The sequence below is a fragment of the Thermocrispum municipale DSM 44069 genome, assembly GCF_000427825.1.
In the GTDB taxonomy this organism is placed as follows: domain Bacteria; phylum Actinomycetota; class Actinomycetes; order Mycobacteriales; family Pseudonocardiaceae; genus Thermocrispum; species Thermocrispum municipale.
On sequence record NZ_ATYT01000007.1, the window covers coordinates 56,960 to 76,867 of the forward strand.

Sequence of the window (19,908 nt, forward strand, 5' to 3'; positions counted from 1 at the left end):
TATCGAGCGCATCGCCGGCATACGTCATGACCTGGGATGATGTGCGCCACGTCGCCGAATTTCGACCACATGCTGAGACGGCGGTGGGGAATTTGCTACCAGGGCTGGTCGAATTCGCCCTTTTTGGTTCCTTTGACGAACGCGTCCCATTCCGTCGGGGTGAACACCAGCGTGGTGTCGTCCTGCCGCATCGCCACGTAAACCTGGCCGTCGGTGTGCGGCACGAAGGCCAGCGCGACCTCGCCGGGACGCGGTTCCCCGCCGTCCGGGCGCTGCCAGCGGGCCTTGGTCAGGTCCAGTTCGGCGATGACCGCGCTCTTGTCGTCAGCCACGGCGGTGACGATAAACGGCCTTGCCGCCCCGCGCCCGCGATCGTCCACCGAACGAGTGCACGAACGGGCCGGCGGACGGGTGCGACGGGCCACCGGAAGACCCCGGAGGCCCGAAGCGCGAGCGCCCCGGCCGGCTCGGGCGGCCTGACCGAGCGGCCCGAAGGACCGCACAGACTGTCTCCGGTCGTCCTGTCCCGCGGTGGTGACCCGAAGGATCACCCCAGCTGGCTCAGGCAGCCTGCCCGCGCAGCGGCGCACCCAGCGAGTGCAGGTACTCCAGCACGTAGCGGTAGGACCGCAGCCACCCCGTCTGGCTGTACGACACACCCTTCTCCTGGCAGAACTGCTGCACGATCGGCTGAGCGCGACGCAGGTTCGGCCGCGGCATGGTCGGGAACAGGTGGTGCTCGATCTGGTAGTTCAGCCCACCGAGCACCCAGTCGACGACGCGGCCGCCGCGCACGTTGCGGGAAGTCAGCACCTGCTTGCGCAGGAAGTCGACCTTCTCCCCCGGCTTCATCGTCGGCATGCCCTTGTGGTTCGGCGCGAACGAACAACCCAGGTAGACACCCCACAGGCACTGGTGCACCACGATGAACAGCACCGCGATGGGTGGTGAGAGCACCAGGAACACCACCGTGAAGTAGCCACCGATGTGCAGTGCGAGCAGCGCGGCCTCCAACTTGCGCAGCTTCACGGTGCCCTTGAGGATCGCCTGCACCGCGGTGACCCGCAGCGCGATGCCTTCCAGCAGCAACAGCGGGAAGAACAGATACGCCTGGTTCTTGGCCATCCAGCGCTTGACGCCCTGCTTGGCGCGCGCCTGCTTGTCGGTGAACGCCAACGCCGGGATGTCCAGGTCCGGGTCGTGCTCCTCGTGGTTGGGGTTGGCGTGGTGCGCGTTGTGGTTGCGCAGCCAACTGCCGTAACTCATACCGATCAAGCCGCCGTGCAGGTAACCGACGATGTCGTTGGCCCTGCTGCTGCGGAAGATCTGCTTGTGCCCCGCGTCGTGACCGACGAAGGCCAGCTGCGCGAACACCACCGCGAGGCCCGCCGCGATGAACAACTGCCACCAGGAGTCCCCGAGCAGCGCGAAGCCGACGCAGGCTGCGCCCAGCATCAGCATGTTGAACGCGATCTTGAACGTGTAGTAGAGCGGCCGGCGATCGAACAGGCCTGCGGCCCGGATGCGGCGGGAAAGTTGAGCGAAGTCAGAACGATTGCGCGGCTTGTCAGCCGCCAGCGGGGGTGCGGTCACGGAAATCCTTGTTGCATTGACGACCCGGCATGACACCGGCTGGAACGAGCGACCGTGAGGCGCACCTCGACGGGTATTTCACAGCGGCCCTTGGCAACAGCCTACGGGGTAACCGGCGATGTGGACAGTCGTAGACCGCCCGGCGCGCCCACCACCACCCTAAAAGACCAATACACACGTCGGCTCGGGGCGCCGGAAAATCATCCGACACCCCGAGCCGAACGACGGTCGTCAGGAGGGCTTGACCCAGGCCATCATCTTGCGCAGCTTGGCGCCGACCTCCTCGATCGGGTGGGCGGCCCCTTCCTGCTGCAGCTTGGTGAAGTTCGGGCGGCCCGCTTCGTCCTCGGCGACCCACTCGCGGGCGAACGTGCCGTCCTGGATCTCCGCGAGCACCTTGCGCATCTCCTCCTTGACCTGCGGTCCGATGACCCGCGGGCCACGGGTGAGGTCGCCGTACTCCGCGGTGTCGGACACCGAGTAGCGCTGCCCGGCGATGCCGCCCTCGTAGATGAGGTCGACGATCAGCTTCAGCTCGTGCAGCACCTCGAAGTAGGCGATCTCCGGGGCGTAGCCGGCCTCGGTCAGCACCTCGAAACCGGACTGGATCAAGGCGCTCACGCCACCGCAGAGCACGGTCTGCTCACCGAACAGGTCGGTCTCGGTCTCCTCGGCGAACGTGGTCTTGATGACACCCGCGCGGGTGCCGCCGATCGCCTTGGCGTAGGACAGCGCCAGCGCCTGCGCGTTCCCGGACGCGTCCTGCTCGACCGCGATCAGGCACGGCACGCCCTTGCCGTCGACGAACTGCCTGCGGACCAGGTGGCCGGGGCCCTTCGGCGCGACCATCGCCACGTCGACGTCCGAAGGTGCCTGGATCAGGCCGTAGCGGATGTTGAAGCCGTGGCCGAAGTAAATCGCATCGCCGGACTTCAGGTGCGGCGCGATGTCCTCGGCGTAGATCTTCCGCTGGGCGGTGTCCGGCGCCAGGATCATGATCAGATCCGCTTCCTCGGCGGCCTGGGCGGGCGTGACGACTCGCAGGCCCTCCTCCTCCTCGGCCTTGGCCCGCGACTTCGACGTCTCGGGCAAGCCCACCCGCACGTCGACGCCCGAGTCGCGCAGGCTCAGCGCGTGCGCGTGACCCTGGCTGCCGTAGCCGATCACGGCCACCTTGCGGCCCTGGATCAGACCGAGGTCGGCGTCGTCGTCATAGAAAATCTCTACTGCCATGAGGGGTACTGCTTCCTTCCGGTGCGGGTGTATTTCCTTGGGTCTGCGCGTTCAGCGAATGGCCGACGCGGTGATGGACTTGGCCCCGCGGCCAATGGCCACCATCCCGGACTGCACGATCTCGCGAATGCCGTACGGCTCGAGCATGCGCAGCAACGCGGAGGTCTTGTCCGCCGTGCCGGTCGCCTCGATGGTGAGCGCTTCCGGCGAGACGTCCACGACCTTGGCGCGGAACAGCTGCACGGTCTCCAGCACCTGGCTACGCACCGTGGCGTCGGCACGCACCTTGACCAGCAACAATTCGCGCTGAACGGCGGTGGAGGGTTCCAGCTCCACGATCTTGATGACGTTCACCAGCTTGTTCAGCTGCTTGGTGACCTGCTCGAGCGGCAGGTCCTCCACCGCGACGACGATCGTCATCCGGGAGATCTCGGGATTCTCCGTCGGGCCGACGGCCAACGACTCGATGTTGAAGCCCCGGCGGGAGAACAGGCCGGACACGCGCGCCAGCACACCCGGCTTGTTCTCGACCAGGACGCTCAGGGTGTGGACGCTCATGAGATCTCCCTTTCCGACACCTCGTCCTCGTCGAACAGCGGGCGGATCCCGCGCGCGGCCATGATCTCGTCGTTGCCGGTGCCCGCCGCGACCATCGGCCACACCTGGGCGTCCTTGCCGACCACGAAGTCGATCACCACCGGCCGGTCGTCGATGCCCATCGCCTTCTGGATGACCTCGTCGACCTCTTCACGCGTCTCACACCGCAGCCCGACGCAGCCCATCGCCTCGGCCAGCAGCGCGAAGTCCGGGATGCGGTGCGCGTGCGTGCCCAGGTCGGTGTTGGAGTACCGCTCTTCGTAGAACAGGTTCTGCCACTGCCGGACCATGCCCAGGTTGCCGTTGTTGATCACGGCCACCTTGATCGGCGCGCCTTCGATGGCGCACGTGGCCAGCTCCTGGTTGGTCATCTGGAAGCAACCGTCGCCGTCGATGGCCCACACCTGCTTATCCGGCTTGCCGAACTTGGCGCCCATCGCCGCGGGCACCGCGTAGCCCATCGTGCCGAGGCCGCCGGAGTTGATCCAGCTGCCGGGTTTCTCGTAGGAGATGAACTGCGCCGCCCACATCTGGTGCTGGCCGACGCCCGCCACGTACAGCGCATCCGGGCCGACCAGCTGGCCGATGCGCTCGATGACGTACTGCGGCGACAGCGAGCCGTCCGCGGGCCAGTCGTAGCCCTGCGGGTAGGTCTGGCGCCACGCGTTGATCTGCGTCCACCAGTCGTCCAGCTTGACCTTGCGGCCCCCGCTGATCTCGGCCTGCACCGCGGCGATCAGCTCGGAGATGATCTCTTTGCAGTCGCCGACGATCGGCACGTCGGCCTTGCGGTTCTTGGAGATCTCCGCCGGGTCGATGTCGGCGTGCACCACGGTGGCGTCCGGGGCGAAGCTCTCCAGCTTGCCGGTGACCCGGTCGTCGAACCGGGCGCCCAGCGCGACCAGCAGGTCGGCGCGCTGCATCGCCGCCACCGCCGCGACCGAACCGTGCATGCCCGGCATGCCCAGATGCTGGTCGTGCGAGTCCGGGAACGCACCGCGCGCCATCAACGTGGTCACCACCGGGATGCCGGTCAGCTCGGCCAGCTGCTTGAGCTCCTCGGACGCCTGCGCCTTGATCACCCCGCCGCCGACGTAGAGCACCGGACGACGCGCCGTGGTCATCAACCGCGCGGCCTCCCGGACCTGCTTGCCGTGCGGGCGCAACGTCGGCCGGTAGCCGGGCAGGTGCATCTCCGGCGGCCAGGCGAACGACGTCTGCTCCTGCAGCACGTCCTTCGGGATGTCCACCAGCACAGGTCCGGGACGCCCGGTGGAGGCCAGGTGGAAGGCCTCCGCGATCGTCCGCGGAATCTCCGCCGGATCGGTCACCAGGAAGTTGTGTTTGGTGATCGGCAGGGTGATCCCGCAGATGTCGGCTTCCTGGAACGCGTCGGTGCCGATCAGCGAGCGGCTCTGCTGGCCGGTGATCGCCACGACCGGCACCGAGTCCATGTGCGCGTCGGCCAGCGGCGTGACCAGATTGGTCGCGCCCGGGCCGGACGTGGCCATGCACACACCCACCTTGCCGGTCGCCTGTGCGTAACCGGTGGCCGCGTGGCCTGCACCCTGCTCGTGGCGGACCAGCACGTGGCGAAGCTTCGTGGAGTCCAGCAGCGGGTCGTAGGCGGGCAGGATGGTGCCGCCGGGGATACCGAAGACGACCTCGACGCCTACCGCCTCGAGCGAGCGCACCAGCGACTGGGCGCCGGTGAGCCGGACCGGGGTCCCCGCGGGCGGAGCGGGCTTCGGAGGTGCTGCTGGCTTGGCGCTCCCGCCGGCGGGGCTGCCGCCGCTACGGGCACGCGCTCGCGATGTCGCGCTGGTCATCGTGCTGCCTCGTTCATACACGGTGTGGTGTTCACGGTTCCTATGCAGTGTCTCTGGGGTCTTCCGGACTGTGCGGAGGTGGTCTTCGCATGAAAAAACCCCCGCCGACCAGTGGTCGTACGAGGGTCCGCGCGTCGACGCAGCTTCGCTTCTCCCGCTACGCGTCGACGCGCGGGCGAAGTACGAGGCTGGTCACGTTCTGCACGCCGCAAAACTATCCGGCCACCCTACGCAGTGTCAATTCTGCGAGACAGTGTTCCCGGATCGTGGGAGCAGGGTGAGCGTCGCCACCCTGCTCGGGAATCGGTCGGGCGGGCCGAAAATGGGCCACCGCCACACCACCCGGTGGCCGCTCGGTCGGACCAGAAACCGGGCACCGCTACCCCGCCCAGTGATCCCACAGCCTGGCCGGAAACAATTGCTCCCGTGAGCGAGCAGTCCAGTCCGCAGGGTCGTCCAGCCGAAACGCCGCCGGTGAAGGAGGCGACGTTCCGGATGCCGCGCATCGCCGTGGTCGCGGCCTTCCTGGCGATGGTCGGTGCCACCCCGTTCGCGTGGTCGGCGTGGTGGCTGACGCCGATCTACTTGGTCCCGATCTGGTTCATCGTCTGGGTGCTCCGTACCCAGACCACCGTGAACACCGAGACACTGACGCTGCGCACGACGTTTCGCACGCGGGTGCTGTCCTGGGACGAGCTCACCAAGCTGAATGTCGACCACAAGCGGAAAGTCGGGGCAGAGCTGACCAGCGAGGAGAAGGTCGTTCTGCCCGGGGTGCAACCGCGTCATCTGCCGGTGCTCGCCGCGTTCAGCAGCGGCCGCATTCCGGCGTTCGGCCTGGGGAACCAGGAGGCACACCACCCGCCGAAGTCCGTGGACGACTCGGGCGCCTCCGAAGCGGAGACGGCCTCCTCCGAACCCGGCCCGGGCCCCTCGCAACCGGAGACAGACTCCTCCGAGTCCGGCTCGGGCGCTTCTGAAGCAGAGGCGGCCTCCTCCGAACCCGGCTCGCGCCCGTCCGACTCCGGCCCGCGCCCGTCCGACTCCGGCTCGCGCCCGTCCGACTCCGGCCCGCGCCCGGACGAACCGGGCTCAGCGGAACAGGGCTAGCACGCCCACCACGGCGACGGCCGCGAGCACGATGCCGAAGATGCCCCAGCCGACCGGCCGCTTGCGCCACGGGAAGCCCGCGTCGATCGCTGCCCGTCCCGGTCCGGTGAACAACAGCACCAGGGCACCGGCACCGATCAGCAGCGGATAGGCGTAGCCGGGAGTCTGCCCGGTGTCGGTCATGTCCGGGAAGTAGCCGACAGTTCGGTCCAGGTACACCACGCACGAGGTCACCGCGAGGATCGCGGCCGCGGCCAGCGGCGTGAACAAGCCGAGGATCAGCGCGCCACCGGCACCGACTTCCACCCCGGCCAGCACCCACGCCAGCGTCGACTCGTTGGAGAAGGCGTACTTCTCACCCAGCATCGTGGCGACCGCGTCGATACTGCCGCCCTCGAACACGCCGAACTTGTACAGCCCTTTGAGCAGCATGGCCCCGCCGACGGCGATCCGCAGGATCAGCAACCCGAGGTCCAGCCCGGCGTGCCAGCGCGTGCCGACACGGTCCGCTTCGTACTCGTCGTCGAAGTCGCCGGACGGGTCGATGCCGTCGGTGCGGACCGGCGGCGGTTCCGACTCCGCTCCCCCCGGCGCCCGGAAGTGCTGCGTCGCTTCGCTGGAGTAGAACTCGTCGTTTGCGCTCATGGCGGGGCAGAGTAGCGGGAATTACTCCTAACGGGTATCCGGGTTGGCGACGTGTTCGGGGAAACGTTCACCATCGGTCGCCCCGCCCCACTCCAGCGGAGTACTCACCGCACATTCACGACCCGCGACCTACCGTGGTGTGCGTGGTGACCCGCCGCCCGATGCGTTTACTCGCCGCCGTCGCGGCGAGCGGTCTGCTGCTGAGCGCCTGCGCCCAGTTCGACGACACGGCGGCCGACGCCAACTTCGCGCCCGCGCCGGAACTGACCCCGCAGCGCGGCCCCCAGCCCGAGTTGCCCGAGGCACCCGGCAGCTCCGAGGAGCCGGGCGGACCGGGCGGCCGGGACGGCAATTCCGGCAACGAGGAGATCCCGCCACCGGACGGCTGCACCGATCACGACCCAGCGGTGATCGGCACGTGCATGGACACGCTGGTGGCGGTGACCGCCCTCCCGCCGGTGAACGGACAGCCCGCGGCATTGGCCGCGGAACGCGACACCGGCCGCGTGATGCGCGTGGTGAAGGGGCGCAAGCCGACGACGTTCGCCAAGCTCAAGGTCACCGCCTCCGGTGACGGTGGCCTGACCGGGCTGGCGTTGTCACCGACGTATCAAGAGGACGGCCTGGTCTTCGCCTACATCACCACCGGCACGGACAACCGCGTGGTGCGGTTCTCCGACGGGCAGAAGCCGCGCGCGATCCTGACCGGCATCCCGAAGGGCACGAGCGGCAATCGTGGGGCGCTGGCCGTGGACGGCTCTGGGGCGCTGCTGGTCGCCACCGGCAATGCCGGGGACACCAAAGCGGCGAAGAATCCGAACTCGCTGGCCGGCAAGGTGCTGCGCATCGACACCAGCGGCAAGGCGGCCGAGGGCAACCCGAAGGCAGGCTCGCGGGTGGTGTCCAGCGGGCTGCACACCCCGGGCGGCATTTGCGCCTCGTCCGACGGCTCCGAGGTCTGGGTGACCGACCGAGCCCCGGAGGCGGACACGATCCACCTGGTGGAAAGCGGTAAGCCGCTGAGCACACCGGTGTGGAAGTGGAAGGACAAGCCCGGCGTCGCCGGCTGCGCGGACGCGGACGAGGGCGTGTCGGTGGCGATGTCGAAGGACGCGGGTCTGCACGGGCTGGCGGTCGACGAGAACGGGTCGGTGACCGGCAAACCCGACGTGAGCTTCGACGGGGAGTCCGGGTACGGGCGGCTGTCCGGGCTGGACGTCTACACCCCGGGCCTCGCGGTGGCCAGCACGGTGAACAAGGACGGCGGCAAGCCGGTGTCCAGCGACGACCGGGTCGTGTTGCTGCCGCTGAACCCGTCGGGCGGCAGCGACAAGGACTGACGAACGCAGCGACTCACCAAACACACCAAACACACTGTGGCGCCGCGGGCGATGCACCCACGACGCCACAATGTCCGAGTCAGCTGATTACTTGCAGCGCTCCAGCACCAGTTCCCGCACGCGTTTCGCATCGGCCTGCCCACGCGTGGCCTTCATGACCGCGCCGACGATGGCGCCCGCGGCCTGCACCTTGCCGCCGCGGATCTTCTCCACCACGTCCGGCTGCGCGGCGAGCGCCTCGTCCACCGCGGCCAGCAGCGCCGAGTCGTCCGACACCACCTGCAGCCCGCGGGCCTCGATCACCTCGTCCGGCCCGCCCTCGCCGTCCAGCACGGCCTCGACCACCTGACGAGCCAGCTTGTTGGTCAGCTTGCCCTCGGCGATCAGCTCGATCACCCTGGCCACCTGCTTCGGCGTGATGGCCAGCTCGGCCAGCTCCACCTCGCGCGCGTTGGCCTGCTGGGTCAGGAACTGCACCCACCAACTACGCGCCTCGGCGACCGGCGCACCTGCGTCGACCGTGGCCGCGACCAGGTCGACCGCACCGGTGTTGAACAGGTCGCGCAGCTCCTCGTCGGTGAGCTGCCACTCTTCCTGGATGCGCTTGCGGCGCTTCCACGGCGGCTCCGGCAGCGTCTTGCGCAGTTCCTCGACCCACTCCCGGCTCGGCGCGATCGGCACCAGGTCCGGCTCCGGGAAGTAGCGGTAGTCCTCGGACGTCTCCTTCGGGCGACCGGGCGACGTGGAGCCGTCGGCTTCCTGGAAGTGCCTGGTCTCCTGCACGATCGTGCCGCCGTCGGCCAGCACCGCGGCCTGTCGCTGCATCTCGTACCGCACCGCGCGCTCGACGCTGCGCAGCGAGTTGACGTTCTTCGTCTCGGTGCGGGTGCCGAACTCCTGCTGCCCCTTCGGCCGCAGCGACACGTTCGCGTCGCAGCGCATCGAGCCCTGGTCCATGCGCACGTCCGAGACGCCCAGCGCCAGCATCAGCTCCCGCAACGCGGTCACGTAGGCACGCGCCACTTCCGGCGCCCGCTCGCCCGCGCCCTCGATCGGCTTGGTGACGATCTCGATCAGCGGCACACCCGCGCGGTTGTAGTCCAGCAGCGAGTGCTCGGCGCCGTGGATGCGGCCGGTAGCACCGCCGACGTGCAGCGACTTACCGGTGTCCTCCTCCATGTGGGCACGCTCGATGCCCACCCGGAACACTTCGCCGTCGTCGAGCATGACGTCCAAGTAGCCGTCGAACGCGATCGGCTCGTCGTACTGCGACGTCTGGAAGTTCTTCGGCATGTCCGGGTAGAAGTAGTTCTTCCGCGCGAACCGGCACCACTCGGCGATCTGGCAGTTCAGCGCCAGGCCGATGCGGATCGCCGACTCCACGCCTTTGCCGTTGACCACCGGCAGCGAACCCGGCAGGCCGAGGCAGGTCGGGCACACGTGGGTGTTCGGCTCGCCCCCGAACTCGTTGACGCAGCCGCAGAACATCTTGGTCTTGGTGTTCAGTTCGACGTGCACCTCGAGCCCGAGCACCGGGTCGAACCGCGCCAGCACCTCGTCGTAGGGCAGCAGAGTCGCAGCGGTCATCACAGCTCCGGAATCTGGTCGAGAACGGTACGGCCTGCGGCGGCGTCGCGGGCCTGCTCGTAGGCGGCGGCCACCCGGTACATGCGGTCGTCGGCCAGCGCAGGCGCCATCACCTGCAGGCCGACCGGCAGACCGTCGTCGTCGGACAAGCCGCTCGGCACGCTCAGCGCGGCATTGCCCGCGAGGTTGGCCGGGATGGTGCACAGGTCGGCGACGTACATGGCCATCGGGTCGTCGATCCGCTCGCCGATCTTGAACGCGGTGGTCGGGGTCGTCGGCGAGACCAGGACGTCGACCTGCTGGTAGGCGGCCTCGAAGTCACGGATGATCAAGGTGCGCACCTTCTGCGCCGACCCGTAGTAGGCGTCGTAGTAGCCCGCGGACAGTGCGTAGGTGCCGATCATGATGCGGCGCTTCACCTCGGCGCCGAAGCCCGCCTCGCGGGACAGCGACATGACCTCCTCGGCGCTGCGCGTGCCGTCGTCGCCGACCCGCAGGCCGTAACGCATGGCGTCGAAGCGGGCCAGGTTGGACGAGCACTCACTCGGGTTGATCAGGTAGTACGCGGGCAACGCGTAGCGGAAGTTCGGGCAGGACACCTCGACGATCTCCGCGCCGAGGTCGCGCAACTGCTGTACGGCCGCTTCGAACGAACGCAGCACACCCGGTTGGTAGCCCTCGCCCTGGAACTCGGTCACCACACCGACCCGGACGCCGGACAGGTCCCCGGACATGCCCTGCTTGGCGGCCTCGACCACCGGCGGCACCGGCTGGTTGATCGACGTGGAGTCGAGCGGGTCGTGGCCCGCGATGATCTCGTGCAGCAGCGCGGCGTCCAGCACCGTACGGGCACACGGCCCGGCCTGGTCGAGGCTCGAGGAGAAGGCGACCAGGCCGTAGCGGGACACCGAACCGTAGGTCGGCTTGACACCGACGGTGCCGGTCACCGCGGCCGGCTGGCGGATCGAGCCACCGGTGTCGGTCCCGATGGCCAGCGGTGCCTCGAACGCCGCGAGCGACGCCGACGAGCCACCGCCGGATCCACCCGGTACCCGCGTGGTGTCCCACGGGTTGTGGGTCGGACCGAACGCCGAGTTCTCCGTGGACGAGCCCATGGCGAACTCGTCCATGTTGGTCTTGCCCAGCACCACCACGTCGGCCTCGCGCAGCCTGCGGCGGACCGTGGAGTCGTACGGTGGGATCCAGCCCTCGAGCGTCTTCGAGCCACAGGTGGTCGGCACGCCCTCGGTGGTGAGCACGTCCTTCAGCGCCAGCGGGACACCGGCGAGGGGCGAAGCGGGGGCCTTGCCCGCGGCGATGTCCGCGTCCACCTTGCGCGCGGTCTCCAGCGCGCCTTCGGCGTCGACGTGCAGGAAGGCCTTGATCTGGTCGTCCACCTTCGCGATGCGGTCCAGGTGCGCCTGCGTCACCTCCACCGCGCTCAGCTCGCCCGCGTGGATCTTCGCGGCCACCTCGGCCGCGGTCATCCGGATCACGTCGGTCACTGTTCCTCCCCCAGGATCCGCGGCACCCGGAAGCGACCTTCCTCGGCGGCCGGGGCACCGGAGAGCGCCTGCTCCTGTGTCAGTCCGGGCCGGACCTCGTCCTCGCGGAACACGTTGGTCAGCGGCACGGCATGCGACGTGGGTGGCACGTCGTCGGTGGCGACCTCACTGACCTTGGCGACCGCGTCCAGGATGACGTCCAGCTGTCCGGCGAACAGGTCCAGTTCGTCCTCGGTGACGGCCAACCGGGCCAGTTTGGCCAGGTGTGCGACTTCGTCGCGGGAAATGGTGGACACGCGCGTCAACCCCCGGTTGATGGTCCTCGGGCGGATGGTTGCGCTCGAGTCTATGGCTCGGGGCTCGGCCGGGTTTCGCCGGGTGAGTGGGCATGTCGGACGAGTGTGTGGTCCAGCTGTCGGTACCGGCTTAACCGCGGTTGCGCGGATTCGCTACCGTCAGAACACGGACGCCGAGACGACGCCTTCGCGCGCTCGCGTTTGCCCGCGAGCCACGGCGGCGCGCGCCGGTAGCGATGCGATGGCCGCCACGATAGCAAGAGGTACCCGTGTCATTCCTGATTCGAGTGCAACTACCGGACAATCCCGGTTCCCTCGGCGCGGTGGCGTCCGCACTGGGGGCGATCAATGCCGACATCCTGAGCGTTGACGTGGTCGAACGCGCCGACGGGGTTGCGGTCGACGACCTGGTGGTCGAGCTGCCCAACGGCAGCCTGCCGGACGCGCTGATCACCGCCGCGGAAAGCGTCGACGGGGTCGAGGTGGACGCCGTCCGGCCGTACGCCGGTGTGCTGAACACCCACCGCGAGCTCGAGCTGGTCGAGGAGATCGCCAGCGACCCGCGGCAGGGCCTGGCGATGCTGGCCGACGGAGTGCCGCGCATCGTGCGGGCAGGCTGGGCACTGGTGGTCGCCGGCGGCCCGGAGGGCGTGCAGCGACTGGCCGCGTCGACCGCTGCGCCGGAGAGCGAGATCGACTCGCTGCCGTGGCTGCCGCTGCACCGGGCGACGATCCTGGACGCGGAGGCGGAGTGGATCCCGGAACCGTGGCAGGAGCTGGGCACCGAGCTGGCCGCGACCCCGCTGGGCAAGCCGGACCGGGCGCTGTTGGTCGGGCGCCCCGGTGGACCGATGTTCCGCGCCGCCGAGGTCGCGCGGCTGGCCCACCTGGCGGGCATCGTGGCCGTCGTGCTGGACGGCTGAGCGGGCCCTTGGCACAGCCGAGGTAGATCTGTGCCCGGCTGAGCGGGAAAGTTCGCCGGCATCACCGCTGCGCAGCTGCATCGCGGCCGGCGTGTCGGGTGGCCGATCGGGACACCCCGCCAGGCAACGGTCTTGCCCAGGTCGGCGTGCCGATGCGGAACGAGCCGGGAGGTTCACACCCTGGCGGGCCGGCTCTCCGCGGGCCGCAGGGCAGCGTGACCCGCCGCCTGCCGGGCCAGAGCTTCGGCTGCAACACCAACAGCGGCCGACTGAAGCTCCGGCTGGAACACCAACAGCGGCCGACTGAAGCTCCACTGCAACACCGACAGCGGCCGACTGAAGCTCCGGCTGCAACACCGACAGCGGCCGACTGAAGCTCCAGCTGGAACGCCGACAGCGGCCGGCTAGAGCTCCAGTTGGAACACCAGCAGCGGATAGTTCGGCGCAGGCTCCCAGTCACGCTCCGGCACCCGCACGAACCCGCGCGCTTCGTACAGCCGATGCGCGACGGTCATGGTGGGCAGCGTGGACAGCACGATGCGGCGGGCACCGGCCGCGCGAGCAGCCTCGATCGCGGCTTCCACCAGGGCTTTTCCGACCCCGCGGCCACGGGCGGCCGGGGCCGTGGCCAGATGGCGCAGCTCCGCCTCGCCGGGTTGCGCGATCTCCGAGAGCGGGCTACCTGCCTGCACCACGGTGATCGTGCCGAGCAACTCGCCGTCCACATCGACGGCGACCAGCAGCTCGCCGTCCTCCCCGGAGACGTTGCGCAGCTCGTTGCCGAACTCGGGATCCGGGTCGGCCTCGACATGACCGTCGGCGTCGTAGGCCTGGTAGACCAGCTCGCCGACGCGGGGATACTCCTGAGGCCGAGCCACGCGCACGGTCACCGCGCCCACGCCCACGTCGAGCCCGAAGCCGATCAGGTGCACGCCTGGCAGCGGGTCCCAGTCCCGCTCGGGCAGCCGACGGAAACCGAGCCGCTCGTACAGCTTGATGGCCCGCTTGTTGTGCTCCACGACCGACAGGACGACCCGCTTCAGACTGCGCGCCCTGCCCTGCTCGATCACCGCGTTGACCAGCGTCTCCCCCACGCCACGGCCGCGCGCGGCCGGATCCGTCGCCAGCATGCGGAACTCGATCTCCCCGGGCCGGGCAACCTCCGCAGCGGGCGACGGTGGCTCCGCCACCACGACCGTCCCGAGCACGTTGTCGTGACCGTCCACGGCGACGAGCAGCTCGGCCGTCTCCGCCTGCTCGGCCACCGCGCGCAGCTCGTTGACATAAGGCAGATCGGGCTTGATGACGCCGCCCTCGAGGTAGGCACGGACCCGCATCTCGCCGAGCAGCTCGAACTCGTCCGGACGGGCCGGACGGACGACCAGATCACTCATCAGGCCGACTCCCCACCGACCTCGGCGACCTTGCGTGCGGCCTCCGGCCCCTCTTCCAGCAGCACGGTGAACCCGTCGTCGTCCAGCACCGGAACCTTGAGCTGCAGCGCCTTGTCGTACTTCGAGCCCGGTGAATCACCCACCACGACGAACGCGGTCTTCTTCGACACCGAACCAGCCGCCTTGCCACCGCGCGCCATGATGGCTTCCTTCGCCTCGTCCCGCGAGTACCGCTGCAGGGTTCCGGTCACCACGATGGACAGGCCCTCGAGGTTGCGTGGGAAGGAGTCGTCGCGCTCATCCTCCATCCGCACCCCGGCGGCCGCCCATTTGCGGACCACTTCGCGGTGCCAGTCGACGGCGAACCACTCACGCACCGACCGGGCGATCGTGGGGCCCGCGCCGTCCACCGACGCCAGCTCCTCCTCGGTCGCCTCCTGGATCCGCTGCAGCGAGCCGAACTCCCTGGCCAGCGCTTGCGCCGCGGTCGGGCCGACGTGCCGGATCGACAGCGCCACCAGCACCTTCCACAGCGGCCTGTCCTTGGCCGATTGCAGATTCGCCAGCAGCCGCTTGCCGTTGGCGGACAGCTCGCCCGACTTCAGCCGGAACAGGTCGACCTGACGCAGCTTCTCCTCGTCGAGATCGAAGATGTCGCCTTCGTCGCGCACCACCCCGGAGTTCAGCAGCGCGGTCGCGGCCTCGTAGCCGAGGACCTCGATGTCGAAGGCGCCGCGACTGCCCAGGTGGAACAGGCGTTCCCGGAGCTGCGCCGGGCACGCCCGGGAGTTCGGGCAGCGGATGTCCGCGTCGCCCTCCTTCTCCGGGCGCAGCTCGCTACCGCACTCCGGGCAGTGCGTCGGCATCACGAACTCGCGTTCGTCACCGGTGCGTACGTCGACCAGCGGTCCGAGTACCTCGGGGATGACGTCACCGGCCTTACGGATGACCACCCGGTCGCCGATCAGCACGCCCTTGCGTTTGACCTCGCTCGCGTTGTGCAGCGTCGCCATCGCCACCGTGGACCCGGCCACCTTCACCGGCTCCATCACCGCGTACGGCGTCACCCTGCCCGTGCGGCCGACGTTGACCCGGATGTCCTTCAACGTGGTGGTGGCCTCCTCCGGCGGGTACTTGTACGCGATAGCCCACCGGGGTGCCCGGGACGTGGTGCCGAGCCTGCGCTGCAGCGCCACCTCGTCGACCTTGATGACGATGCCGTCGATCTCGTGCTCGGCATCGTGCCGGTGCTCGCCCCAGTACTCGACGTGCGCCATCACCTCTTTGCGGGTGGCCAGCACCTTCGTGTGCGGGGAGACCGGCAGCCCCCACGCCGCGAGCGCCTCGTACGCCTCGGACTGCCGCTTCGGCTCGAAGCCCTCTCGCCTGCCCAAGCCGTGGCAGATCAGCCGCAGCGGACGCTGGGCGGTGATCCGCGGATCCTTCTGGCGCAGCGAGCCCGCCGCCGTGTTGCGCGGGTTGGCGTACGGCGGCTTGCCCTGCTCGACCATCTTGGCGTTCAGCTCGACGAAGTCCTCCACCCGGAAGAACACCTCGCCGCGCACCTCGATCAGCTCCGGCACCGGGTACTCGTCGCTGCTCCGCAGCCGCTCCGGGACGTCCTTCATGGTGCGGACGTTGAGCGTGACGTCCTCGCCCGTGCGGCCGTCGCCGCGGGTCAGCGCCCTGGTCAGCTTGCCGTTCTCGTACAGCAGGTTCACCGCGAGCCCGTCGATCTTGAGCTCGCACAAGAAGTGCGAGTGGGTGGCCGTCTCGCGCTCCACCCGGTCCAGCCACGCGGACAGCTCCTCGGCCGAGAACGTGTTGTCCAGGCTGAGCATGCGCTCGAGGTGATCGGCCGTGCCGAACTCGGTGGAGAACGTGCCGCCGACCTGCTGGGTGGGAGACTCCGGCGTGACCAGCGCGGGATAGTCGGCCTCGATGCGCTCCAGCTCGTGCATCAGCTCGTCGAACTGCGCATCGGAGATGGTCGGCGTCTCCAGGTAGTAGCGGAACTGGTGGCCGCGGATCTCCTCGGCCAGCTCCGCATGCCGCTGCCGGATCTCCGCGGGCACCTCGGCGACCTCGACCTCGGCGTCCGGTTGTTCAACTCGATCGCTCACGTTGGCAGATTAGTGCCTCGGGCCGACGCTCTCGGACTTCCCGTGCAGCTTATGCGCCGTTGGCGTCGTCCGGCTTTTCTTCCGGCTCGTCCTGCGCGCTGTCGGCGGGCTCGTCGTCCTCGGTCCGACCGTCCAGCTTGCGGATCAGGTCCCGCAGCTCGAGCAGCGTGATCGCGTTCTCCGGCTCGTTGTCCGCCGACTCCACCCGCCGCAGCCAGCGTCCGGCGAGCCGCTCCCCCAGCGTGGCGTCCAGCGGCAGAAACGTCATCGCATCCCGTGCCGCGCCGTCCAACTCGGACAGCAGCGGATGGTGGACGGCGACGTCGACCTGCTCGGCCTCCTCGTCCACCTGCGCCACCACGCGTACGTCGGCCAGCGCGAAGCGGTGTTCGCCGAGGTTGACCGTCACCCCGGTGGGGTCGGGCACCGGCGGGACCGAGTCGTGGAACTCCCAGATCGGATCGTCCGGCGGGGCGGCGGCGATCCACGCATCGGTGTACGGCCGCAACGCCGGATCTTCCTGGCCGGTGATGACCAGCGAATACACCGCCCGCTCCCCGCGATCGACGGAGAACTGCAGGTCCGGGTGAATCCGGGCGACCAACTCGGTCAATTCGTACTCGATGCGATGCGGCTCGCGCTCACCCAGCGCCGCGCTGATCCTCGGCAGCAGCTCGTACCAGCCGCGCCAGAACTCCTCGGCCGCCAATTCCGGGTCGGTCCGCTCCTGCGGCGGTTCTTCAACGGACGCATCTCGGCCGAGCCGGCGGCGAAACCAACGCATGACGCCCACCGTAACCGTCTTACCGCCGGCGCGTGCGGCGTTCGCCCGGACTCACCAGCTCTCCGGCGGCTCCACGAACGCCTTGGCCGCGTCCTGGGCCAACGTGATGGCACGACGCAGCCACGCCTCGGACGCCCCGGCCAGCCCGCACGACGGCGTGGCGATCGCGCGCTCGGCCAGCGTGCTGCGGGCGAACCCGAGCCGGTCGGCCAGGTTGAACGCCGGCTGCACCAGCTCCTTCAGCGTGACCGGCTGCTCGGGCTGTCGCGTGGGTACCAGTCCGAGCAGCAACACCGTGCCGTCGTCCCACGCCTCGCCGAGTTCGTCGAGCAGCGCTCCCGGGGCCCCGTCGACGGTGGTGGCGTCGAACGCGATCGCGCCGGCGCCGGCCGCCCGCAGCAGCGCGATCGGCGGCCGGGTGTCACAGCAGTGCACGATCACCGGCGCTCCCGTGACAGCACTCAGCGGTTCGATCACCGACGCGAGCACCTCCCGGGCGTCCGCCGTCGGGACCGACGGGACCGTGCCGTAGCCGCTGGCGGTAGGCAGCGAGCCGGCGAGCACGGCGGGCAGCGTCGGTTCGTCGAGCTGCACGATCACCTGGGCGCCGGTTCGCTTGTGCAGTTCGGCGATGTGTTCGCGGACGCCCTCGACCATCGACTCGGTGACGTCGCGAACCGCGCCGCGGTCGGTGAGCACCCGGTGCCCGCGCGGCAGCTCGACCCCGGCGGACAACGTCCACGGGCCGGCGACCTGGGTCTTGATGACCTGCGGCGCCTCGCCTGCCTTCTCGACCGCTTCCTGAACCGCGTCCATGTCCCAGCGCAGCAGGTCCACGCCGCGCCGGTGGTCGGCACCCGGCTTGGCGGTCACCCGGTAGCCGGTGGGCACGTACTCCACGGCGATGTCGACCAGCATGGCGGCGGAACGCCCGATCATGTCCGCGCCGAGCCCACGGTCGGGCAGCTCGGGCAGGTACGGCAGCTGGGGCAGCTCGCCCAGCACCACGGCGCATGCCTCGGCGGCATCGGTACCTGGCATGGATCCGATTCCGGTGGAAACCCCCACAGGCAGCATGTGTCCAGTGTCCCCGTTCCCCATCGGCCGACGGGCACCGGGCGCGTCGGTAGGGTGCGCAGCCATGCAACCGCACCCACTGTTCACCACGCCCCAGCTCGTCTGCGGCAACCTGCCCGACTCGGCGGAAGCGCTCAGCTACCTGGATGTTTCCGGGCGCCCGCTCGGCGGAGTGGTCACGGTGGAAACGGCGCCCAGGGCGAATCCACCGAGTGGCCCGTTGGCGAGATCGTCCGACTACGAGATCCGCGATGCCGCGGGCACCGTCGTGCTGCGCGTGGCGCACGACATGCAGCTCTCGCCGCCTGTACGACGGGAACTCACCGTGACCGGCCCGGACGGCACACCCGTCGGGCAGGTCGCGATGGGCGCATTCAACGGCACCGCCGGCTACACGTTCACCGTGAACGGAGCTCCGGCAGGCGGGATCGCCCCGCAACGCGGGCTGTTCCGCAAACGGCCACAGCAGGTCCTCGATCACCACGGCCAACTCGTCGCCGAGTACAACGACCGGTTGCCGATCGACACCGCGCTCCGGCATCGATTGTGGCGACGCAGCTACTACGTCGTGGTGCGGCATCGCAGCGCAGGACCCCATGTCGACGCGCTGGTGCTCGCCGGGACACTGGTCCTCGATTTCAATCGACGCACATGGACTTCGCCCGTTTGAACACGAACTGACAACACGTGCAGTTAGGATCCGGCCCATGACGAGTCCTGCGCCGGGGTGGTATCAAGACCCAGGCAATCCACAGGTGCTGCGCTGGTGGGACGGCTCGACGTGGACCCAGCACACGCAGCCGAACCCGCACGCCCAGCCCGCTCAGCAGCCGCCTCCCGCGCCGCAGCAGCAGGCGCCACAGCCGCGGCAGTACCCGCCCCAGCAGGCGCCTCAACAGCAGCAGTCTGCTCCGCAGCAGGCACCTCAACAGCAGTACGCTCCGCAGCAGGCGCCACAGCAGCAGTACGCGCCCCAGCAGGCCCCGCAGCAGTACGCCGCTGCGCAGCAGGGCTTCGCACCGCAGCCTCAGCAGGGCTTCGCACCGCAGCCTCAGCAAGGGTTCGCGCCGCAGCCGGCCCAGCAGGGCTTCCAGGGCGGACCGACCGTTCAACACCCGCTGTACACCGCACCGGAGCTGCTCATCGCGCAGAAGGTGAAGGTCTTCGGCGTCTCCAGTAACGCAGGCGCTTACCAGATCTTCGACACCAGCAACACCCAGATCGGTGTCTTCAAGGAAGCCGACGGACTCGGCCGCAAGGCACTGGACATGATGAACCCGTTGTCCGGTCTGCGCGCGAAGGAGTTCGCGCTGACCGACGCCCAGGACGCGGTGGTGCTCAAGGTGCGCCACCCGCAGGGCCTCGGCGCCGCGCTCAAGCCGAAATTCGAGGTCCTCAACCCGCAGGACCAGGTGATCGGCATGGTCGAACGCAAGAAGGTGTTCGCCAAGCTCGGCTTCGTCTTCACCGTCAATGGCACCGAAATCGGCCACTTCGAGCACGTCAAGGGCATGCGGTCGAGCGCGAGCATGCGCTTCGTCTGCCGTGACGCCAACCGCAACCAGGTCGGTGAGATCGTCAAGCGGGGCGTCGGACAGAAGTCGTTCAAAGAGGTCTTCACCCAGGACGACAGCTACGTGCTGCTGCGCCCGAACCCGATCCCCGAACCGCTGGGCAGCCTGGTGTTGATCTCGGCGTGCGCGTTGGACCAGGTGTTTTTCGAACGGGACTGATGACTGGTACCACTCCACCCCCTGGCTGGTATACCGACAGCAACGATCCGTCCTCGGTGCGCTGGTGGGACGGCTCGGCATGGACCCGACACACGCGTCCACACCCAGGGTCGTCGACCGAGTCGACCGAACCGGCACG

18 protein-coding genes and 1 pseudogene are annotated in these 19,908 nt (G+C 69.1%); 6 read left to right on the forward strand and 13 right to left on the reverse strand.

Annotated features, from left to right (window positions below; translation table 11 throughout):
* Positions 1 to 95 precede the first annotated feature (95 nt).
* From YWM_RS0108705 to YWM_RS0108725, 5 genes are all read right to left on the reverse strand, one after another.
* Positions 96 to 332 carry a DUF397 domain-containing protein gene (locus YWM_RS0108705; protein WP_245565977.1) on the reverse strand — a complete coding sequence of 79 codons (237 nt, stop codon included), beginning with the start codon at positions 330 to 332 and terminating at the stop codon, positions 96 to 98.
* A gap of 229 nt (positions 333 to 561) precedes the next feature.
* A complete protein-coding gene (locus YWM_RS0108710) occupies positions 562 to 1,593 on the reverse strand; it encodes a fatty acid desaturase family protein (protein ID WP_245565978.1) in 1,032 nt (343 codons plus the stop codon).
* A gap of 231 nt (positions 1,594 to 1,824) precedes the next feature.
* Positions 1,825 to 2,826: a ketol-acid reductoisomerase gene (gene ilvC / locus YWM_RS0108715; protein WP_028850408.1), complete on the reverse strand. Its 1,002-nt coding sequence runs from the start codon at positions 2,824 to 2,826 to the stop codon at positions 1,825 to 1,827.
* Positions 2,827 to 2,877: 51 nt separating this feature from the next.
* Complete coding sequence (ilvN, locus tag YWM_RS0108720) at positions 2,878 to 3,384, reverse strand: acetolactate synthase small subunit (protein WP_028850409.1); 507 nt, start codon at positions 3,382 to 3,384, stop codon at positions 2,878 to 2,880.
* A complete protein-coding gene (locus tag YWM_RS0108725; protein WP_043660255.1) occupies positions 3,381 to 5,252 on the reverse strand; it encodes an acetolactate synthase large subunit in 1,872 nt (623 codons plus the stop codon). Before YWM_RS0108725 ends, ilvN begins: the two co-directional genes overlap by 4 nt.
* A 426-nt stretch (positions 5,253 to 5,678) precedes the next feature.
* Here YWM_RS0108725 and YWM_RS25150 point away from each other — a divergent pair, with 426 nt between their 5' ends.
* Positions 5,679 to 6,362 carry a PH domain-containing protein gene (locus tag YWM_RS25150; protein ID WP_156914712.1) on the forward strand — a complete coding sequence of 228 codons (684 nt, stop codon included), beginning with the start codon at positions 5,679 to 5,681 and terminating at the stop codon, positions 6,360 to 6,362.
* On the opposite strand, the gene YWM_RS22750 is transcribed toward YWM_RS25150, so the two are convergent.
* Complete coding sequence (locus tag YWM_RS22750; protein WP_028850411.1) at positions 6,345 to 7,007, reverse strand: DoxX family protein; 663 nt, start codon at positions 7,005 to 7,007, stop codon at positions 6,345 to 6,347. The two genes, YWM_RS25150 and YWM_RS22750, sit on opposite strands and share 18 nt — an antisense overlap.
* 143 nt (positions 7,008 to 7,150) lie before the next feature.
* On the opposite strand from YWM_RS22750, the gene YWM_RS0108740 reads away from it, so the two are divergent.
* Positions 7,151 to 8,347, forward strand: a complete 1,197-nt coding sequence (locus tag YWM_RS0108740) for a PQQ-dependent sugar dehydrogenase (protein ID WP_425426525.1) — start codon at positions 7,151 to 7,153, stop codon at positions 8,345 to 8,347.
* A gap of 87 nt (positions 8,348 to 8,434) precedes the next feature.
* Here YWM_RS0108740 and gatB read toward each other — a convergent pair whose 3' ends face one another.
* From gatB to gatC, 3 genes are read right to left on the reverse strand one after another with little or no spacing between them, the layout of a single operon-like run.
* On the reverse strand, positions 8,435 to 9,934 hold the full coding sequence (gene gatB / locus YWM_RS0108745; protein ID WP_028850413.1) for an Asp-tRNA(Asn)/Glu-tRNA(Gln) amidotransferase subunit GatB: 1,500 nt from the start codon (positions 9,932 to 9,934) through the stop codon (positions 8,435 to 8,437).
* A complete protein-coding gene (gene gatA / locus YWM_RS0108750; RefSeq protein WP_028850414.1) occupies positions 9,934 to 11,439 on the reverse strand; it encodes an Asp-tRNA(Asn)/Glu-tRNA(Gln) amidotransferase subunit GatA in 1,506 nt (501 codons plus the stop codon). The genes gatB and gatA overlap by 1 nt, the downstream gene beginning before the upstream one ends.
* A complete protein-coding gene (gene gatC, locus YWM_RS0108755; protein ID WP_028850415.1) occupies positions 11,436 to 11,735 on the reverse strand; it encodes an Asp-tRNA(Asn)/Glu-tRNA(Gln) amidotransferase subunit GatC in 300 nt (99 codons plus the stop codon). Before gatC ends, gatA begins: the two co-directional genes overlap by 4 nt.
* Before the next feature lie 269 nt (positions 11,736 to 12,004).
* On the opposite strand from gatC, the gene YWM_RS0108760 reads away from it, so the two are divergent.
* Complete coding sequence (locus YWM_RS0108760; RefSeq protein ID WP_028850416.1) at positions 12,005 to 12,658, forward strand: ACT domain-containing protein; 654 nt, start codon at positions 12,005 to 12,007, stop codon at positions 12,656 to 12,658.
* Positions 12,659 to 13,062: 404 nt separating this feature from the next.
* Here the strand turns inward: YWM_RS0108760 and YWM_RS27105 are convergent, their stop codons facing one another.
* Genes YWM_RS27105 through YWM_RS0108780 form a run of 4 tightly spaced genes read right to left on the reverse strand, consistent with a single transcriptional unit; the run spans position 13,063 to position 18,060 of the window.
* Positions 13,063 to 14,052: a GNAT family N-acetyltransferase gene (locus YWM_RS27105; protein ID WP_084612272.1), complete on the reverse strand. Its 990-nt coding sequence runs from the start codon at positions 14,050 to 14,052 to the stop codon at positions 13,063 to 13,065.
* On the reverse strand, positions 14,052 to 16,175 hold the full coding sequence (gene ligA / locus YWM_RS22765) for an NAD-dependent DNA ligase LigA (RefSeq protein ID WP_043660258.1): 2,124 nt from the start codon (positions 16,173 to 16,175) through the stop codon (positions 14,052 to 14,054). The genes YWM_RS27105 and ligA overlap by 1 nt, the downstream gene beginning before the upstream one ends.
* Before the next feature lie 49 nt (positions 16,176 to 16,224).
* Complete coding sequence (locus tag YWM_RS22770; protein ID WP_052344725.1) at positions 16,225 to 16,959, reverse strand: hypothetical protein; 735 nt, start codon at positions 16,957 to 16,959, stop codon at positions 16,225 to 16,227.
* A gap of 51 nt (positions 16,960 to 17,010) precedes the next feature.
* Positions 17,011 to 18,060: a uroporphyrinogen decarboxylase/cobalamine-independent methonine synthase family protein gene (locus tag YWM_RS0108780; RefSeq protein ID WP_043660261.1), complete on the reverse strand. Its 1,050-nt coding sequence runs from the start codon at positions 18,058 to 18,060 to the stop codon at positions 17,011 to 17,013.
* Between the two features lie 40 nt (positions 18,061 to 18,100).
* Between YWM_RS0108780 and YWM_RS0108785 the strand changes: the two genes are divergently transcribed.
* From YWM_RS0108785 to YWM_RS27165, 3 genes and pseudogenes are all read left to right on the forward strand, one after another.
* Positions 18,101 to 18,706, forward strand: a complete 606-nt coding sequence (locus YWM_RS0108785; protein WP_028850418.1) for a hypothetical protein — start codon at positions 18,101 to 18,103, stop codon at positions 18,704 to 18,706.
* A 37-nt stretch (positions 18,707 to 18,743) separates the two neighbouring features.
* Positions 18,744 to 19,769 carry a phospholipid scramblase-related protein gene (locus YWM_RS0108790; RefSeq protein ID WP_043660264.1) on the forward strand — a complete coding sequence of 342 codons (1,026 nt, stop codon included), beginning with the start codon at positions 18,744 to 18,746 and terminating at the stop codon, positions 19,767 to 19,769.
* Positions 19,769 to 19,867, forward strand: a pseudogene (locus tag YWM_RS27165) (DUF2510 domain-containing protein); the annotation flags it as partial. The gene YWM_RS0108790 and the pseudogene YWM_RS27165, both read left to right, overlap by 1 nt.
* Between the last annotated feature and the right edge of the window lie 41 nt (positions 19,868 to 19,908).